This window comes from Corynebacterium sp. HMSC05D08 (assembly GCF_001807215.1).
In the GTDB taxonomy this organism is placed as follows: Bacteria; Actinomycetota; Actinomycetes; order Mycobacteriales; family Mycobacteriaceae; genus Corynebacterium; species Corynebacterium striatum.
Map to the genome: position 1 here is coordinate 15,266 of NZ_KV788339.1, position 16,789 is coordinate 32,054.

The 16,789-nt window shown below is 62.1% G+C and carries 14 protein-coding genes; 8 read left to right on the forward strand and 6 right to left on the reverse strand.

The features are described from left to right. The 5 genes from HMPREF3148_RS07450 to HMPREF3148_RS07470 all read left to right on the forward strand — a co-directional run. On the forward strand, positions 1–411 hold a 411-nt coding region (locus HMPREF3148_RS07450; protein WP_246818806.1), incomplete at its 5' end, for an NADP-dependent isocitrate dehydrogenase. Positions 412–591: 180 nt separating this feature from the next. Next, positions 592–2,070, forward strand: coding sequence for an RNA-binding domain-containing protein (locus tag HMPREF3148_RS07455; RefSeq protein ID WP_083287735.1), 1,479 nt, complete (start codon positions 592–594; stop codon positions 2,068–2,070). A 325-nt stretch (positions 2,071–2,395) separates the two neighbouring features. Further along, the gene (locus HMPREF3148_RS07460) at positions 2,396–3,781 is read left to right on the forward strand and encodes a PepSY-associated TM helix domain-containing protein (protein WP_049064057.1); all 1,386 of its coding nucleotides are present in this window, start codon (positions 2,396–2,398) and stop codon (positions 3,779–3,781) included. A 50-nt stretch (positions 3,782–3,831) separates the two neighbouring features. Further along, complete coding sequence (locus HMPREF3148_RS07465; protein ID WP_049151974.1) at positions 3,832–5,898, forward strand: M3 family metallopeptidase; 2,067 nt, start codon at positions 3,832–3,834, stop codon at positions 5,896–5,898. A 120-nt stretch (positions 5,899–6,018) separates the two neighbouring features. Beyond that, on the forward strand, positions 6,019–7,047 hold the full coding sequence (locus tag HMPREF3148_RS07470) for an HNH endonuclease signature motif containing protein (protein ID WP_049064060.1): 1,029 nt from the start codon (positions 6,019–6,021) through the stop codon (positions 7,045–7,047). On the opposite strand, the gene ppc is transcribed toward HMPREF3148_RS07470, so the two are convergent. From ppc to pdxS, 3 genes are all read right to left on the reverse strand, one after another. Next, positions 7,044–9,722 carry a phosphoenolpyruvate carboxylase gene (gene ppc / locus HMPREF3148_RS07475; RefSeq protein ID WP_005527950.1) on the reverse strand — a complete coding sequence of 893 codons (2,679 nt, stop codon included), beginning with the start codon at positions 9,720–9,722 and terminating at the stop codon, positions 7,044–7,046. The genes HMPREF3148_RS07470 and ppc overlap by 4 nt on opposite strands. A gap of 151 nt (positions 9,723–9,873) precedes the next feature. Then, positions 9,874–10,458, reverse strand: coding sequence for a pyridoxal 5'-phosphate synthase glutaminase subunit PdxT (gene pdxT / locus HMPREF3148_RS07480; protein WP_049159039.1), 585 nt, complete (start codon positions 10,456–10,458; stop codon positions 9,874–9,876). After that, a complete protein-coding gene (pdxS, locus tag HMPREF3148_RS07485) occupies positions 10,452–11,372 on the reverse strand; it encodes a pyridoxal 5'-phosphate synthase lyase subunit PdxS (protein ID WP_370875945.1) in 921 nt (306 codons plus the stop codon). Before pdxS ends, pdxT begins: the two co-directional genes overlap by 7 nt. 72 nt (positions 11,373–11,444) lie before the next feature. Here pdxS and HMPREF3148_RS07490 point away from each other — a divergent pair, with 72 nt between their 5' ends. Then, positions 11,445–12,752 (forward strand): MocR-like pyridoxine biosynthesis transcription factor PdxR, encoded by a 1,308-nt coding sequence (locus HMPREF3148_RS07490; protein WP_005527947.1) that lies wholly within the window; start codon positions 11,445–11,447, stop codon positions 12,750–12,752. A 44-nt stretch (positions 12,753–12,796) separates the two neighbouring features. Here HMPREF3148_RS07490 and HMPREF3148_RS07495 read toward each other — a convergent pair whose 3' ends face one another. From HMPREF3148_RS07495 to HMPREF3148_RS13695, 3 genes are read right to left on the reverse strand one after another with little or no spacing between them, the layout of a single operon-like run. Continuing rightward, positions 12,797–13,420: an anti-sigma factor gene (locus HMPREF3148_RS07495; RefSeq protein WP_049064065.1), complete on the reverse strand. Its 624-nt coding sequence runs from the start codon at positions 13,418–13,420 to the stop codon at positions 12,797–12,799. Then, positions 13,417–13,980 (reverse strand): sigma-70 family RNA polymerase sigma factor, encoded by a 564-nt coding sequence (locus HMPREF3148_RS07500; protein WP_034656629.1) that lies wholly within the window; start codon positions 13,978–13,980, stop codon positions 13,417–13,419. The genes HMPREF3148_RS07495 and HMPREF3148_RS07500 overlap by 4 nt, the downstream gene beginning before the upstream one ends. Positions 13,981–14,037: 57 nt before the next feature. Beyond that, positions 14,038–14,193: a hypothetical protein gene (locus HMPREF3148_RS13695; protein ID WP_162836246.1), complete on the reverse strand. Its 156-nt coding sequence runs from the start codon at positions 14,191–14,193 to the stop codon at positions 14,038–14,040. A gap of 151 nt (positions 14,194–14,344) precedes the next feature. On the opposite strand from HMPREF3148_RS13695, the gene HMPREF3148_RS07505 reads away from it, so the two are divergent. Both HMPREF3148_RS07505 and HMPREF3148_RS07510 read left to right on the forward strand, forming a co-directional pair. Beyond that, entirely contained in the window at positions 14,345–15,934 is a 1,590-nt protein-coding gene (locus HMPREF3148_RS07505; protein ID WP_049159044.1) for a redoxin domain-containing protein, read from the forward strand. 9 nt (positions 15,935–15,943) lie between these two features. Beyond that, positions 15,944–16,540, forward strand: a complete 597-nt coding sequence (locus HMPREF3148_RS07510) for an MBL fold metallo-hydrolase (RefSeq protein WP_070508950.1) — start codon at positions 15,944–15,946, stop codon at positions 16,538–16,540. The last annotated feature ends 249 nt before the right edge of the window (positions 16,541–16,789 follow it).

The following is a 16,789-nucleotide window of genomic DNA, read 5'->3' on the forward strand; positions in this document are numbered from 1 at the left end:
TTCCTCGCTCTGGCTGAGTCCTTCCGCCACGAGCACAACACCAACGGCAACGCCAAGGCAGGTGTCCTGGCCGCAGCGTTGGACAAGGCCACCGAGACCCTGCTGGATGAGGGCAAGTCCCCGTCCCGCAAGGTGGGCGAGAACGACAACCGCGGCTCCCACTTCTTCCTGACCCTCAACTGGGCCAAGGAGCTGGCTGCACAGACTGACGACGCCGAGCTGGCCGAGGCCTTCAAGCCGGTCGCTGAGGCCCTCGAGGCCAAGGCAGGCGAGATTGAGCAGGCGCTTCTCGACGTCCAGGGCTCCCCCGTCGACCTCGGCGGCTACTACGCCCCGAACGAGGAGAAGCTCAACCAGACCATGCGCCCGGTTGCTGCCTTCAACGAAATCATTGATGGCCTGAAGAAGTAATTCGGCGCTAGGCGCTTAACAAAAGACCGCTTCGTCTCCTCCCTGGAGTTCGAGGCGGTCTTTTCTTGCTTCATTAGCCGCAAACCGGCCCGAAGCCACAGATTCGGGCGCTATTTTTACCCGTTGAGCTGCGAAGACTTTTTCTTGACTGTTTCTTGCTTCTCGCGCATACTTTTACTCATGACTCCCATCAATTCTGCGCCTGAGGAACAACTTGTAGCCCGCGTGAAACGGTTTATAGCGCTTCCGGCTGAGCTACCGTGGATCGAGTTCAAGGTAAACAAGCTGTCCTCCGGCGCGGAGATTGCAAAGTATGCCTGCGCCTTGGGAAATTCGGCACGCCTGCACGATGAACCAGCGGGATACCTCATATGGGGAGTAAACGATGACCACGCTGTCGTTGGGACGTCGTTTGACTGGCAACGCGCAAAGGGGAAAGGCAACGAAGACCTACTCCCCTGGCTCAACCGCGTCATTAGTCCAGCACCTGATGTGACATTCGACGAGGTAACCGTTGATGGACACCTCGTTGTGCTTCTGCGCATCCCCGCCGCATTGTCCGCCCCGTATTCTTTCGAAGGGAAACGGTATTTCCGCAAGGGCAGCTACATGAAAATCCTCATGGACTTTCCTAACGAGGAACGTCAGCTCTGGACAAAACTCAACCAGTTCGAATTCGAGAACACAGTAGTGGCCGAGGGCCTTGAGCCCGAATCGATTACCGACCTCCTTGATCCTGAGGCTTTCTTCCTCAATCGGCCAGAGCTTCCTCGCACGACCGGCGATGCCCTGATCGATACGCTACGAACCGCTAAGGCCATCTCCTACTCACACGAGCAAGGCTGGCATATTCCGGCGTGGTCTGCGCTCATGTACGCACGTTCCCTGCAGGACTTTCCAGAGCTGCGCGAGCGTGCTCCCCGCGTCACGCATTTCAAAGGCACCTCGCGCACCGAAGTAGAACGAGAATGGGAATTCACCGAAGGTTATGCGTCTTCCTTCACCCACATAGTCACGCTCTTCAACACCATTCGCCCAGGCGGCGAACATATTGATTCCAGCGGCAAGCGCGTGGTAACTCCACTGCTACCAACGGTGGCCTTCCGCGAGGTCCTAGCAAATGCGCTCATGCACCAGGATCTCGAGCAGCGCGGCCGGTTCTTGACCGTGGAGATTTTCAGCGATCGGGTCGAAGTAACCAACCCAGGGACCCCGCTTATCGACCCCCAACGGTTCATTGACTCGGCGTCCACCACACGCAATACTCATCTCGGTGAAGCTTTACGTTTGGCACATCTTGTCGAACAACGCGGAAGTGGCTGGGATAAAATCGTCTCTTCACTCGAAGCTGACCACTTCCCGCCGGCTCTCGTCCGCGCCAACGGAAGTACCACCGTCTCCCTCAGCGCCTACCGCCCCTTTGCGCTGATGACCATGGAAGAAAAGACCCAAGCCGTCTATCAACACTCTTGCCTTCGCTTCCTCGAGAACCTTCCCGTTAACAATTCGTCGATCCGTCAGCGCTTCGGGCTGAAAGACTCGCAAGCGGCTCAGGCCACTCGCCTGCTTGCTGCCACCGTCGAGGAAGGACTCATCCACCCTTACGATCCCAGCGCAGGCCCGCGGTCATTGCGTTATGTTCCATTCTGGAGCAATTAGGAACCGCTTTCTTGCTTCATAAGCCGCAAACTGGCTCAAAACGGCGCCTTTCGATACCGTTTTCACCCGTTGAGCTGCGATAACCTTTTCTTGACTGTTTCTTGCTTCTTAAGCCTGATATCGAGCAGATCCCCATCCTGCGGCACCGAAAACGTCAACTATTTAAAAAGTTTTTCAATCCGCGGGAACCGAGAAGCCATCACCTCCGACTAGTAGTGCAGTTGATATCAGCGCCTGTCCATCGCCCGTCTTGAGCGCTCGGAAGCATTCATCCATAGGCACTCGCCACGGGCCCTACCTGTACATACTGAAAAGAGCACTACATATGAGTCGGACGGCTCTGCGATCTTTCATTCAACGCATCCATTTCTACGGCGGCATGTTCGTCGGCCCCTTCATCCTCGTCGCGGCATTGACTGGCTGCCTCTATGCCATTGCCCCCACCTTGGAAAAGGTAGCCTATCGCGATGTCATGAACGTTCCGGCGGTCGAGCACCCGCTCAGCCTCGAGGAGCAAATCCAGGCCGCGCAACACGAGCACCCAGATATGCCTGTGACCCAGGTGTGGCCCGCTACCACGCCCACGGACTCCACCCGCGTGCTGGTTAGTGACCCGGGAATTGATGAAAGCCTCCAGCGAACCGTCTTCATCAACCCCGCCAACGCTGAAGTTATCGGGGACTACCCAACCTACTCCGGACTGGGTGAGATGCCGCTGCGCCGTTGGATTTCCTCCCTACACGAAAGCTTCCACCTGGGCAAGGTCGGTGAGCTCTACTCGGAGCTGGCCGCCTCCTGGCTGTGGGTCATGGCCTGCGGCGGGCTCTACATGTGGTGGATTCGCCGCCGCCCCAAGAACAAGGCAACCGCGAAATCCACGCAACAGCAGCCGAAGCGCTCCGCACGCTCGAAGGCTACGCGCCTCCACTCCACCATCGGTGCCTGGATATTCATCGGCTTGCTTGGACTGTCTGCTACTGGCATCACCTGGTCGGGCCTGGCCGGCGACAACGTCAACTCCCTCGTGGAACGTATGCACTGGAAGGCCACCCCCATTGAAACTGCCCTCCCCGGCGCAAGTACAGAAACGCATGAGCACACCGGCCACGAAGGCCATGAGGGACATGGCGGCCACATGAGTGGGACGTCGGAAAGCGCCAGCGTGGCTGCTGAGGCTGAGCGCGTCCTCGCCACCGGCCGCGCCGAGGGACTGACCGGCCCGCTGCGCCTGTACCCGCCGGAGGACGCCCACTCCGCCTGGCAGGTCAGCGAGCGTTGGGTCGAATGGCGCACCACCTCCGATGCTATTTCCGTGGACGGCTCCACCGGTGAGGTCATCGACCGCCAGCCTTTCTCCAGCCTTCCGTTGTTTAGCAAGCTCAGCAGCTGGGGCATCTACCTGCACATGGGCATCATGTTCGGCCTACCGCTGCAGATCGCGCTGTTCGCGCTGGGCCTGGCTATCGCCGCCCTCGTGGTCTTGGGCTATTACATGTGGTTCAAACGCCGCCCCCGCTTCGTGCCGGGCTCGATGAAACAGTTCTCTTGGGCCACCACGGCGCTCGGCGCTGTCTTTGCCGCCACCGTCGGCGCCTTCCTTCCGCTGTTGGGCATCACTCTGGCCGCGTTCCTTGTTCTTGACGTCATCCTCATGAACCGCCCCACCACGCCAACGCGAGCACAGGAACCCGAGTTGCTTCCCACGAGCTAGATAGTGAAAGCCATCACATAGAGCGGGGCTAATGGGTACAGTGTTCATCTATGACTAACCCATTACTCCACCCTTCGCCACTGCCCTACCAGCTTCCTCCCTTCGCAGACATCAAGGTAGAGCACTTCCGCCCCGCCTTCGACGAGGCACTCGAGCGCCATCGCTCCGAAATCGCCGCCATTGCTGATAATTCCGCCGCCCCCACGTGGGAAAACACCGTCGAAGCATTGGAGCGCTCCGGCCAGGACTTGGACCGCGTCATGGCCGTCTTCGGCAACCTCTCCGGCACCGACGTCACCGATGAGATGGAGGAGATTGCCGCCGATATCTACCCCCGCCTCGCCGCGCACTATGACGGCATGTATCAAAACGAAAAGCTCTACGCGCGCATCAAGGAGGCAACGCCGCTTGACGACGACCCCGAAGGCCACCGTCTCCACGACCACCTCCTGCGGACCTTCAAGCGCAAGGGCGCGGATCTCGACGCCGCCGGCAAGTCCCGCCTCTCCGACATCAACCAACGCCTGTCCGCACTCTCGGAGGAATTCGGCCGCAACCTCATGGCCTCTACTCGCGCGAAAGCCGTTGAGTTCAGCGAGGAGGAACTCGAGGGGTTGCCCGCCGAACGCATCGCCTCCGCCAAAGCCGATGCTGAGGCGCTGGGCCGCGAGGGCTTCGTCATCCCGCTCGAGCTGCCGACCGTGCAGTCGGAGCTGAGCCGATTGGCGCGGGAGGATGCGAGGGGGAGGTTGTATGGGGCGTCGGCAAGCAGGGGCTCCGAGAACAACATCCCAGGTCTCATCGAGGCCGTCCAGCTGCGCGCCGAACGCGCCGAGCTGTTGGGCTTTGCCTCCCATGCCGACTACGTGATCGCCGAAGAAACCGCTGCGACTGCCGACGCCGCCCGCACCATGCTCTTCGACCTCGCCCCCGCCGCCGCGGCCAACGCCGAAGGCGAGCAGAAGCTCCTCGCAGAGGAAGCAACACTCAACGGCCAGGGCTTCACCGCCGCCGACTGGCCGTATTGGGAATCTAAGGTCCGCGCCCGCGACTTCTCCCTCGATGAGACGGAGCTGCGCAAGTACTTCCCGCTGGATCGCGTGCTTGTCGACGGCGTGTTTGCCGCCGCCGAGCGCCTCTACGGCATCACCGTCGTCCCGCGCGAGGACCTGCAGGGCTACGCCGAGGGCGTACGCGTGTGGGAAGTCTTCGACGCGGGCCAGGAGCCCGAAGCTGACCGCGACAACGGCATCGGCTTGTTCGTCACCGACTACTTCGGCCGCCCCACCAAGCGCGGCGGCGCCTGGATGAGCGAGTTCGTGGGGCAGTCCCGTCTACTGGAGCGCAAGCCGGTCATCGTCAATGTCATGGGCATCACCAAGCCTGCCGACGGCTCCCAGCCGCTGCTGAGCCTCGACGAGCTGCACACCGTCTTCCACGAGTTCGGCCACGCTTTGCACGGGCTGCTTTCCGACGTCCGCTACCCCACCTTCGCCGGCACCAACGTCCCGCGCGATTGGGTGGAGTTCCCCTCGCAGATCAACGAGAACTGGGCATTAGAGCCGGCACTGGTGAAGCGTTACGCGCGCCATGTTGATACCGGCGAGGTTATCTCCGACGAGATGCTCGCAGCAGTCACGGCTGCCGGCGAGTTCGGTCAGGGATTCGGCACGGTGGAGTACTTGGCTGCGTCGATTGTGGACTTGGCGTGGCACTCGCTCTCACACGAGGAAGCTGCCCAGCTCACGGCCGCGGACATCGAACAGTTTGAAAAGGACGCGCTGACCAAGGCCGGGCTGAACAACCCGCTCATCGCGCCGCGTTACCGCTCGACGTACTTCAATCACATCTTCGCCGGCGGTTACTCCGCGGGCTACTACTCCTACCTGTGGGCTGAGGTCCTCGACGCCGACGGCTTCTCCTGGTTCAAGGAAGTCGGCGCGGCAGACTCGGCCGACAGGGACGATGCTAAAGCCCGCGCAGCTGGCCAAAAGTTCCGCGAACTCATCCTGTCCAAGGGCGCCTCGCGCGATTTCACCGAGGTCTACCGCGAGCTGCGGGGACGCGACAAGGACGTGCAGCCCTTGCTGCGCCGCCGCGGTTTGTTGGGCTCTTAACTAGCCAGCTAGCTTGCGAATGTGGATAACTTGCGGCGAGCTCCTGAGTTATCCACAAATTTGGCCTCTCGCGGAAACTGACTATTGAAGCGGGCTTGACAGCGCTTTAGCGTTGAGGTCATGAGATTACAGTCCTTCTTCGCCGCACTCGGCCGGGCCATTGACCTGGTGGCCGAGTGCGCGGGCATGTCTGAATCCGATCTGCTGGCATTAGGAGCCGCGCCTGCCGACGCCGCCGAGCTCCTCGCCCTCCATCACTCCTACTTCGGGCCCACGCACTCCACCAAGAAGCAGCGCACGGCGGTAGCAGCGGCGCGCAGCCGCGGCCATGGGCTGGTTACGCTGCGGCAAATTGAGTCTTTCGTGGCCAAGGTTCGCGACCATAACAAGGCCTGGGACCTGCGCGTGGAACTGTGCCAGACCAGCGCCGAGCTGGTGGAAAAGGTTGCGCGCAAGCGCCTGCGCGAGTGGCGCAAGCCCCGCGAATACGCCGAGCGCGCGAAGCTGACCCAGCATGGCAACGGCTTGGCCACGTTGACTGTGACGGCGGATTCTATGCAGCTAACCGACGTATTCCAGGGCATCGACCAGCAGCGTCCCGGCGAGAGCTTTCTGGAAAACCTCGACGGCAAAGGCGTGAAAACTGAGGTCATGACCATGGCGGTGCTGCAGGTCGACGACTATGCGCAGCTGCTCAAAGGAAACACGGACAAGGATGGCGAAGAGTTCATCGTGCGCATGACCAACGGTGCCACGCTGACCGGCTCGCAGCTCGTGGAGCGCGCACTGCTGGAAAAGGGCGTCATCGTGGCTGTCAGCCGCGAGCACGGACCACTGGATGTCTTTCGCACGCGCCGCTTCGCCACGGACAAGCAGCGGCTAGCACTCATGGCGGAGAGCCCATGTTGTGCGTGGAAGGACTGCCCGGTCCCATTTGAGAAGTGCCAGATTCACCACATGGTGGCCTGGGCGCGAGGCGGACCGACGAATATCCTAAATCTGGTTCCATTATGTCCGTATCACAACGGAGTCAACGACGATGACCCCACTGCCCCGCCCATGCGCGGGCGGATGGTCCGCGTCGGCGGCAGGGTGGCATGGCAGCCGCCTTACGACGCCGCGCCCATCCCCACCAGCAAATTCAACTAGCCTGCGTTACGCAACGCAGTAGCTAGTCCATTCATCGTGACCTGAATGGTCTTCGAGACGAGGAACTGATCATCGCCGGCGCGGTAGCGGCGCAGCAACTCCAACTGCACCGCATTGAGCGGGAGCAGGTATGGGTAGCGGCGCTTGAGCGATCGCGCTTGGCGCTGGTTCTCCGCGGTGAGGTCTGCATTGCCCGTGATGTGCAGGTAGACCTCGCGGGTGAGGGCGAATTCGTCGGCGATGAGGGCGTAGATGCGGTCGGCAACGGCTTTGTCGTCGACGAGGTCCGCGTAGAGACGAGCGAGCGAGAGCTCCGCCTTCGCCATCACCTGCGCCATATTCGACAACACCGAGCGGAAGAAAGGCCAAGTGCGATACAGCTCGCGCAGCTCCTCCCAGCGTGCCGCCTGCTCGCTGGCCGGCGCCTGCTCCACCCACTGTGTCACTGCGCTGCCCACGCCGAACCAGCCCGGGATGTTGGTACGCGACTGCGACCAGGACAGCACCCACGGAATCGCGCGCAGGTCCGAAATCGCAGTGGTCTGATTGCGGGCCGCCGGGCGCGAGCCGAGGTTGAGGTCGCCGATTTCGTGCAGCGGCGTGGACTGGGTGAAGTACTCGATAAAGCCAGGGTCGCCGATGAGATCGTCGTAGCGTTCGCCGGACAACGCTGCGAGCTCACGCATGATTGCGTAGGCGCGCTCCGTATCGGCGATGGGCTCCGTATCCAGCAGCGATGCTTCCAACGCGCCGGACACAAACGCCTCAAGGTGGCGACGCGCCGTCTCCGGAGCACCATACTTGGCGGAGATGACTTCGCCCTGCTCGGTGATGCGCACCGAACCCGACACCGCACCCTTGGGCTGGGCCAGGATGGCGTCGTAAGTCGGACCACCACCGCGGCCAACCGCGCCGCCACGGCCGTGCGCCAGGCGCAGCTCGATCCCATGTTGGGTGCACAGCTCGACGAGGGAAAGTTCGGCGTCGTAAAGCGCCCAGTTCGCCTGCAGGTAGCCGCCGTCCTTGTTGGAATCGGAGTAGCCCAGCATGACCTCCTGAATGTCCCCACGCGCGCGCAGGTGCTCGCGGTAGAAAGGCACGGCCCACAGCCGCTCCAGGATGCGCGCGCCAGCCTTCAGATCATCGATGGTTTCAAAGAGCGGAACGACGTCGACCTCGCTCAGGCCCACTTCCTTGAGCAGGACCATCGGCTCCAGGATGTCCGATACCGAGCCCGTCATCGAAATGATGCAGTGCGAGACCGACTGCGGGCCAAACTTGCGCACCGCCTGCGACGCCGCACGGAAAATGCCCAGCTCTTTGGCCGTGACTTCGCTGAAGTCCTGGTCTGCGCCAGGAAACAGCAACGGGCGCGCGGTCTGCAGCTCGCGGACCAACAGCTCGACCTTCTCCGCCTCGCTCAGCGCGGCGTAATCATCGCACAGGCTTGCGGCAGCGAAGACCTCCGTGAGCACCTGCTCGAAAGACTTCGAGTTCTGACGCATATCCAGTGAATAAAGATGGAAACCAAACGTAGTCACGGCCGAGCGGATGCGGGCCAGGCGGTCATCGGCGATGATGTCGTCGTTGAACTGGCGCAGCGAGCGATCGATGACGTCGAGGTCGCGCTGCAGCTCCTCCGGCGAAGCGTACGGGGTGAAGTCGCCCTTCGGCGCCTTCTTCTCTCCCAACGCATGCAGGTTTGCACGCACGCGATTGCGGATGCCATAAATCGCACGGCGATAAGGCTCGTCCACGCGCGACTCCCAGTCGTTGTTAGCAATCTCCGCCAAGGACAGCAGCTCGGTAGAACACGAGGAATAGCGATCCGACAAAGACAGCTCGCGCTCCAACTCATCGAGCTCCGACTCGTAGTAGCGCAAAATCGTCTTCGCTGCCTTACGGGTAGCGTAGGTCAGCGTGCGCTCGTTGACGTACGGATTGCCGTCGTGGTCACCGCCGATCCAGGAGCCGGGTCGCACGACGGGGGCGTCGGGAAGCTGCAGCCCAAAGGTCTCCCGCATGCTATGGCGAATCGCGCGGTTGAGCGCCGGGACCTGCTCCAGAAGCGAAAGCTTGTAGTAGCGCAGCCCGACGTCGACCTCATCCTCCAGCGTCGGCCGGGCAATGCGGATAAGCGCCGTCTGCCACAGCAACGTCATGCGCAGGTACATCTCGCGCTCGATGGCGTCCATGTCGCCACCGCGGTGGGCGTCGATAAGCAGCTGCTTAATGCGGGTCTGGGTATCGAAGACCGTACGCCGGCGGGTCTCCGTGGGGTGCGCGGTGAGGACGGGCGCCACCTGCGCGTCGCGGATGACGGCGGCCGCATCCGCGGGGGCGACGCCCTCCTCCTTCAGCTTGGCGAAGGTCTTGCGCAAGCTCACCGGCGCCTCCACTGCCTCGTCCGCGAGGTCCTCGGCAAGGTTTGCCAAAAGTGCAAAATAGCTAAACGCGCGCGCCACGAGGTTGGCTTTATTGATGTCCAGGTCCCGGAAAACCGCCACGAGGTCCTCGGGCTTGGCGTTGCCGTGGGCTACGTTGAAGGCCATCTTGCGGGTGGATTCGACCAGCTCAAAGACGTCCTCGCCCTCTTGCTGCGCGAGTACTCGGCCCAGCACTCGGCCTAGGAGGCGGATGTCTTCTCGGACTTGGTCGATGTGCGGATTTGTCACCAGATTCGCCTTTCGCTGTGCTTCACAGAATTAACACGCTTAAATGTATCCCAGGTCACTATCGCGTCGGTGCTTTTCCGCTCGTTTACCCCCCGTGAGGTTTCAACGTATGAAGGATTTGCTTGCGCTTTACGACGCCCAACTACGCCGGCTATCTGGCACTAGTAGCTCCCAAACAACAGTTGAGCCACGTTTCGTGGATGCGAGTCTCACCGTTTTCTTCCGGGTGGAAACTCAAGGCAGTGACGTGACCTTGGCGCACGCCGACGATGACGTCACCCGCGATGGTGGCAATGACCTCAACACCCGAGCCCACGCGCGTGACGACGGGCGCTCGGATGAAGCTAGCCTCCACAGAAACGCCGTCGACGGTGACGGTGCGTTCCTCGGAGAAGCGCTGGTTGCCGAAGGCATTGCGTTTCACGGTCACATCCAGAATCCCCAGCGTCTGCTGCCCGGGCGCTGGGTTCTCCAGCTCGCGGGCGGAGTAAATCAAACCTGCGCACGTGGCGAGGACGGGGAGGCCGGAGCGGACGGCGTCGCGAAGCGGCGCAGCAAGGTCGAAGGCCCTAGCAAGACGGTCGATCGTGGAGGACTCGCCGCCCGGAAATACGATTCCGTCCAGCCCGTCCAGGTCACGCGGCAGCCGCACCCGACGCACCTGTGCGCCCAGCGAGCTCAAGATCGCCGCATGCTCCTCGACGCCGCCCTGCAGCGCCAGTACTCCAATCACCATCCGCGCTCAGCCAAGCGGTGCGGTGCCGGCACGTCCTTGACGTTGATTCCCACCATGGCCTCGCCCAGGCCGCGGGAGATCTTCGCCAGCTCGGCAGGCTGGTCGTAGAGTGTCGCGGCCTTCACGATGGCCTCCGCACGCGCAGCCGGGTTACCGGACTTGAAAATGCCGGAGCCGACGAAGACACCCTCGGCGCCCATCTGGCGGACCAGGGCGGCGTCGGCAGGCGTAGCAACACCACCCGCAACGAACAGGACCACGGGCAGCTTGCCGGTCTCTGCCACCTCGGCTACCAGGTCGTACGGTGCCTGCAGCTCCTTGGCCGCAACGTAAAGCTCATCACGGTCCAGGTTCTGCAGGCGCGCAATTTCTCCCTTGATGGTGCGCAGGTGCTTGACGGCCTCGGAGACGTCGCCAGTACCGGCCTCGCCCTTGGAGCGAATCATCGCAGCACCCTCAGTAATGCGACGCAGCGCCTCGCCCAAGTTGGTCGCACCGCAGACGAAAGGCACATCGAAGTCCCACTTGTTGATGTGGTTGACGTAATCCGCCGGCGAAAGAACCTCGGACTCGTCGATGAAGTCCACGCCCAGCTCGCCGAGAATCTGCGCCTCAACGAAGTGGCCAATGCGGGCCTTGGCCATGACGGGGATGGAGACGGCGTCGACAATGCCCTCGATGAGGTCTGGGTCGCTCATACGCGCCACGCCACCCTGCGCGCGAATGTCTGCCGGGACGCGCTCCAGCGCCATAACAGCTGCAGCTCCGGCGTCCTCGGCAATCTTTGCCTGCTCCGGTGTCACGACGTCCATGATGACGCCACCTTTAAGCATGTCTGCGAGTCCGCGCTTTACGCGAGTAGTTGCTCGCGTCATTTCATTTTTAGAAGAAGTATTTTCAGTCATGCGGACCATCCTCACACTAAGAAATGGTCTAAGACAAGAGCCAATTCAAGCGTGTTGAATTAGACCACTTATGCTGGGACCATGTCTATACGGCTTGCCCCCTCTGATACACGCGCACTGCCCGTCCAAATCGCGGAAGCCCTGCGCACCCAGGTGACGGCGGGCATTCTGCTGCCGGGTGAACAGGTTCCTTCCACCCGCGCGCTTGCCGCGAAACTCGGCGTTTCCCGAGGCAGCGTGGTTACCGCCTACGAACAACTCACCGCCGAGGGTTACCTCACCGCCGAGGTGGGATCCGGCACCGTCGTCAATCCACGGTTGCCACATTCACAGCTGCGGGAGGTGAAGGTGGAGCGCCCGGCGCCGGCGGCGTCGACAGTCAGGCTCACGCCCGGGCTGCCGGATACCGACGGCATCCTTACCCCCGAATGGCGGGCCGCGTGGCGTGAAGCGGCCAATCATCCGCTTTCCGACGCCACCTCACTCCCCCACGAAATCGCCCACCACGTCCGGCACATGCGCGGGCTGCGGGTGGATCCGCAGCGAATCGTTGTCACGGCCGGCGCCCGCGACGGTTTGACGCTGTTGCTGCGCGCGCTCGGCGGCCACCTACGCGTGGGTGTGGAGTCGCCGGGTTACCCGAGCTTGCGGCGTATTCCCGAGGCGTTGGGCCACGAGCTGGTGGAGGTGCCTACTGACGCCGAGGGCGTTACCGTGCCCGGCCCGCTGGATGCGCTCATCGTCACGCCGAGCCACCAATACCCTTACGGGGCGTCGCTTCCCGCTGCTCGCCGGGGCGCGCTGGTGGAGTGGGCGCGCCGCGAGAACGCGTTGCTGATCGAAGATGACTTTGATTCCGAGTTGCGCTACGTAGGCCAGCCTCTGCCCGCACTGACAGCGCTGGCGCCGGAGCATACGGTGCTTTTGGGAACGTTTTCTTCGGTGATTTCGCCGTCGATTGCGTGCGGCTACCTCGTGGTTCCGGAGCGGTTGTTGCCCGCGGTCCAGGACGTCCGTGAGGTTTTCGGCCAGTCCGTGGGCTCCATCCCGCAGGCGGCATTGGCGAACTATCTAGCTAGCGGCGCACTGCGGCGGCACACCGGGCGGATGCGCCGGGCCTACAAGCGGCGCCGCGACCTCGTCCACGCCATGCTTTCCGACGCCCCCGCCACCCTCCTTCCCATCAACGGCGGCCTCCATGCAGTGTTGCTGTGCGACGAATCCGTTGTAGACCGAGCCGCCACCCGCGGGCTGACGCTGACGCCGCTTCGCGATTACTGGGGCGGCGCCACTGCTGAGAAGGGCATCGTGCTGGGATTCGGACACCTAAGCGACGTCGAGCTCACCACCGCATTGCATATCGTGCGCGACTGCCTCAGCACACCATAAGCGATGAAACGATTCTCGAGCCAGTTTGGGTAATGCTGGTATGGCTAGCTGAGGCGGACCTCGGCGAGCATCCGGCCCGTGGGCTTGGCGCTGCCGCCCATGGGTTCCTCAGTGATCATGACCTTGGTGGCATCGCCGTCGAAGGGCATCCACACATCGTCGTGCGGGTCTTGGCCGATGACGCCCGCCGACGTCACCTCACCATTGGAGGCCACGGCCCAGACTTGGGCGCCCATGCCGTCGGCGAGTGCAGGCTGGCCGTCGACCATCGCGCCAGACTTGCCCATCTCCTTCGAGGACACAATGTCTAACGTTGCACCGGAGGCATCCGCGTTGCCGGTCAGGAGGTCATCAGCAGCCATGATGGCGTGCATCTGTTCCACGCCCGCGGCTTGAATCCGCGCGTCTTCCTGCGGACGCAGCTGGACGACGCCAATTCCACCCACCACCAGCATCACTGCCGCCGCGGCAGCTGCGAAGAAGCCACGCGTACGACGACGCGGCAACTCCACCACCTCCGCTATGGGCTGCGCAATCGGCGAGGTGTGCTCGCAGGCATCGATAGCGGCGAAGACGGAGTGTTTGAGATCCTCTGGTGGGTCGACGTCGGGAAGAGCGTCGAGGAACGCCTCGAAGGACTCGTCGTCGAATTCGCGGGTGTTACTCATCGCTCCTCCTTTCCCAGTGTGGCTTTGAGTTTCTTGATTCCGTCGCGCACGCGCGTCTTCGCGGTACCCAGCGGCACTCCTGTTGATTCTGCCAGCTCAGCATGGCTCAATCCACCGAAGAAAGCCAGCAGGACTGCGGTGCGGTGAGGCTCGCCGATGGCGTCGACAGCCGCGCGCAAGCGTTGCGATTCCACGTGCTCCAGCGCTTCGGACTCGACGTCGATAAAGCGTGTTGGCTCCTCAAGATGCGCGTCCCTATCGTCGCGCTCCACGCTCGCCACGTGCGAGCGCAACCGATCTACCGCGCGCCCATGCGCCAACCGCGCAACCCATGACCGTGCATTCCCACGCTCTGGGTCGAAGTTGGCCGCCTTATTCCACGTCTCCACGAACACATCTTGAGCGACTTCTTCCGCCAGCGCCTGATTATTGAGCACGTGGAGACAGACGCTGAAGACGGTAGGACTGAGGACGTCGTAAAGCTGCGAAAAGGCATGCCTGTCCCCTGCCGCGGTCGCAACGAGCTGGTCGTTGAGCCGGGCGATTTGTTGTGGGGACATGGTGGACACGGACGTTGAGTTTACCTCCGCCGTAGGCGCTGGCGCGGACATTTGGACTTACTTGGACATTTCTTCCGACATCATCGCGTCGGAGGCCGGTGCCATCATCTCGGACGTCATCATCTCGTCCTTGCTTTCCTTGTTGTCATTGCAGGCGGCGAGACCGGTTCCGGCGATGGCCAGGGCTGCGGCGGTAGCGATGAGCTTCTTCATGAGTTTTCTCCTTTTGACTGTGGGCCAGCGTTTCTGACCCCTTCACAAAGTCATTCGGAGCGGGGCGGAAAGTGGATTGGAAAAATTTTCACCAATCCGTCCGCTGGTTCCGCTCCGAACAGATGGGTATACCCCAACAGAAAGGTTTCCCATGTTGTCAACCCTGTCCATCGGGCTTGTCGGTGGCCTAGTCACTGGTCTCTCACCATGCATCCTGCCCATCCTGCCGCTGGTTCTTGCGGTGAGCGGAAACGGCGGAAGGTCGCGGCCATGGCTGGTTATCGGCGGGCTGGTAACGAGTTTTACAGCGGTGACGCTCTTTGCCACGACACTGCTCAACGCGCTGCACCTGCCCGGCGACTTAGTGTGGAAGGTGGGCATCGGGCTGCTGGTCCTCGTGGGCCTGGGCATGATGTTCCCCAAATTCCAGGAGATCCTCGAGTGGCCGTTCCTCAAGCTTCCCAAAGCAGGCGGTCTGCAAGCTAAAGCGCGCGACAAAGGCGGATTCGCGGTGGGCTTAGCGCTCGGCGTGGTCTTTGTGCCGTGTGCGGGTCCGGTGCTGGCGGCTATTTCCGTCGCCGGTGCGACAGGCACAATCGACGCCCACATCCTCATCCTCTGCCTCGCCTTTGCCGTCGGCGTGGCTATTCCGCTGATGGCATTCGCCCTCGGCGGCAACGAAGTGGGCAAACGCGTGGACTTCTTCCAATCACATCAGCGGGGCTTCCGTTTCGGCGCGGGCGTAGTGGTCATCGCCATGGCAGGTGCCATCGCCGTCGGTGCGCCGGCGTGGCTGCAGCAGAAACTGCCCTCCCCGGAGTTTGGGCAGGAGGTGTTGGCGAAAGAGGCGTCGTCAAGCAAGGCGGGACAGCAAGTACCCGAATTCCAGGGGCTGACCGGCTGGTTCAACACGGATGAGCCCGTGGACCCGCGCACGAACGGCAAGGTGACGCTCATCGATTTCTGGGCCTATGCCTGTATCAACTGCCAACGCAACAACGTGCATCTGACCAAAATATACGACCACTACAAGGACTCTGGGCTCGAAGTAGTGGGCATCCACGCCCCGGAATATTCCTTCGAGCGCGAGGCCGCCAACGTCCAGCGCGCGGCGCGGGAACAGGGAATCCACTACCCCGTTGCCCAAGACAACGACTTCACCACCTGGCGTGCATTCGAAAACCAGTACTGGCCAGCGCACTACCTCGTTGACGCACAGGGAATCCTGCGCGAATCTCACCACGGCGAGGGCGATTACGCCGAAACTGAAAATCACATCCGCGAGCTGCTTAAAGAGCGCGACCCGAACGTCCAACTCCCCGCGCCGCTGGAATCCGCCGACCAAGCCTCCACGGAGGGCCGCAATCCAGAGACCTACCTCGGCACGGCGCGTGCGCGTTACTTCGCCAACCGCAACTACGCCCCAGGAACACACGACTTCGAGCTCGGAACGCCGGAGCGTGGCCAGTACTCCCTCGGCGGAACGTGGACGCTCGAGGACCAGCCGATTACTGCCGGCAAGGATGCGCGCCTGCGCCTGAACTACCACGCGGCGTGGGTCCAGCTGGTGGTCTCCGGCAAAGGAACCGTGACGGTGCGCCACGCAGACGGCACCACGCGTGAGTTCCCTGTGAAAGAAGACGGAACGCTCGACCTCGTTAAAGAGAACGCCCCGCAAACCGAAGTTCTCGACATCGAAGTCAGCGAGGGCGTCAAACTCTATTCCTTCACGTTTGGTTAGGCTGGGACCATGAAAGTCACCATGCTCGGCCACTCCGCAATCGCAGTCGACGCCCCTGCGGGTCGCTTTGTCATCGACCCCGGTGGATTCACGGACTCCTCGTGCTTGGATTCGGCAGATGCCGTGTTGCTTACCCACGCGCATGCGGATCACCTCGACATCGAGGCCGTGCGCGACTGTGGCCTGCCGGTATGGGGCACGCAAGAGACTGTCGACGCCGTGGGCCACGGCACTGCGGTCCGCGCGGGCGAGAGTTTCGAAGTGCTCGGGATAAAAGTCCAGGCAGTCGGCGGGTTGCACGAAGAGATTCACCCGGCGATTCCCCGCCCAGAAAACGTGGGTTTCTTCTTCGGTGGTGTTCTCCACCCTGGCGATCAATGGGTGCATGTCGAGGGCGTAGAGCTGCTCTTCCTCCCGATTGCCGCACCCTGGGTGCGTGGCGCGGATGCTGCGGACTACGCCATGTCCATCGGCGCGCGGACAGTGGTGCCGATTCATGATGCTGTGCTTAGCGACGTCGGCAAGCAGCTCACCGACGGCATGCTCCAGAAAGCTGGCGTTAGCGGCTACCGGCGCCTAGCCGTTGGCGAATCGGTGGAAGCATAGAAATACTCCCCACAATCTGGTTTCTGATTTCTCAGTCCGGATTATGGGGAGCAGTTCGCCCCCCCGCAAAACGGTTACTGTCACCATGAGCTCCATTGCAACAGCGCTACTTCTCTTCGGCGCCATCCTCGCTAATGGTTAGCGGTCGGTTCATGCCGACCGCTTTGTCTGTTTTTATTCACTACTTCGCCAGCGGAAACAAGGCCAAATTCCGGCAGCCCTATACGCTTTTGTACCGCTTGGTCTAGT

What these genes read in the sequence shown, in the direction of transcription:
- HMPREF3148_RS07495 (WP_049064065.1), bottom strand. Translation starts at nt 13,420, where the DNA reads ATGAGTAACACCCGCGAATTCGACGACGAGTCCTTCGAGGCGTTCCTC.
- HMPREF3148_RS07470 (WP_049064060.1), top strand. Translation starts at nt 6,019, where the DNA reads ATGAGATTACAGTCCTTCTTCGCCGCACTCGGCCGGGCCATTGACCTG.
- HMPREF3148_RS07510 (WP_070508950.1), top strand. Translation starts at nt 15,944, where the DNA reads ATGAAAGTCACCATGCTCGGCCACTCCGCAATCGCAGTCGACGCCCCT.
- HMPREF3148_RS07505 (WP_049159044.1), top strand. Translation starts at nt 14,345, where the DNA reads ATGTTGTCAACCCTGTCCATCGGGCTTGTCGGTGGCCTAGTCACTGGT.
- pdxS (WP_370875945.1), bottom strand. Translation starts at nt 11,372, where the DNA reads ATGGTCCGCATGACTGAAAATACTTCTTCTAAAAATGAAATGACGCGA.
- HMPREF3148_RS13695 (WP_162836246.1), bottom strand. Translation starts at nt 14,193, where the DNA reads ATGAAGAAGCTCATCGCTACCGCCGCAGCCCTGGCCATCGCCGGAACC.
- HMPREF3148_RS07490 (WP_005527947.1), top strand. Translation starts at nt 11,445, where the DNA reads ATGTCTATACGGCTTGCCCCCTCTGATACACGCGCACTGCCCGTCCAA.
- HMPREF3148_RS07455 (WP_083287735.1), top strand. Translation starts at nt 592, where the DNA reads ATGACTCCCATCAATTCTGCGCCTGAGGAACAACTTGTAGCCCGCGTG.
- HMPREF3148_RS07465 (WP_049151974.1), top strand. Translation starts at nt 3,832, where the DNA reads ATGACTAACCCATTACTCCACCCTTCGCCACTGCCCTACCAGCTTCCT.
- pdxT (WP_049159039.1), bottom strand. Translation starts at nt 10,458, where the DNA reads ATGGTGATTGGAGTACTGGCGCTGCAGGGCGGCGTCGAGGAGCATGCG.
- HMPREF3148_RS07500 (WP_034656629.1), bottom strand. Translation starts at nt 13,980, where the DNA reads ATGTCCCCACAACAAATCGCCCGGCTCAACGACCAGCTCGTTGCGACC.
- HMPREF3148_RS07460 (WP_049064057.1), top strand. Translation starts at nt 2,396, where the DNA reads ATGAGTCGGACGGCTCTGCGATCTTTCATTCAACGCATCCATTTCTAC.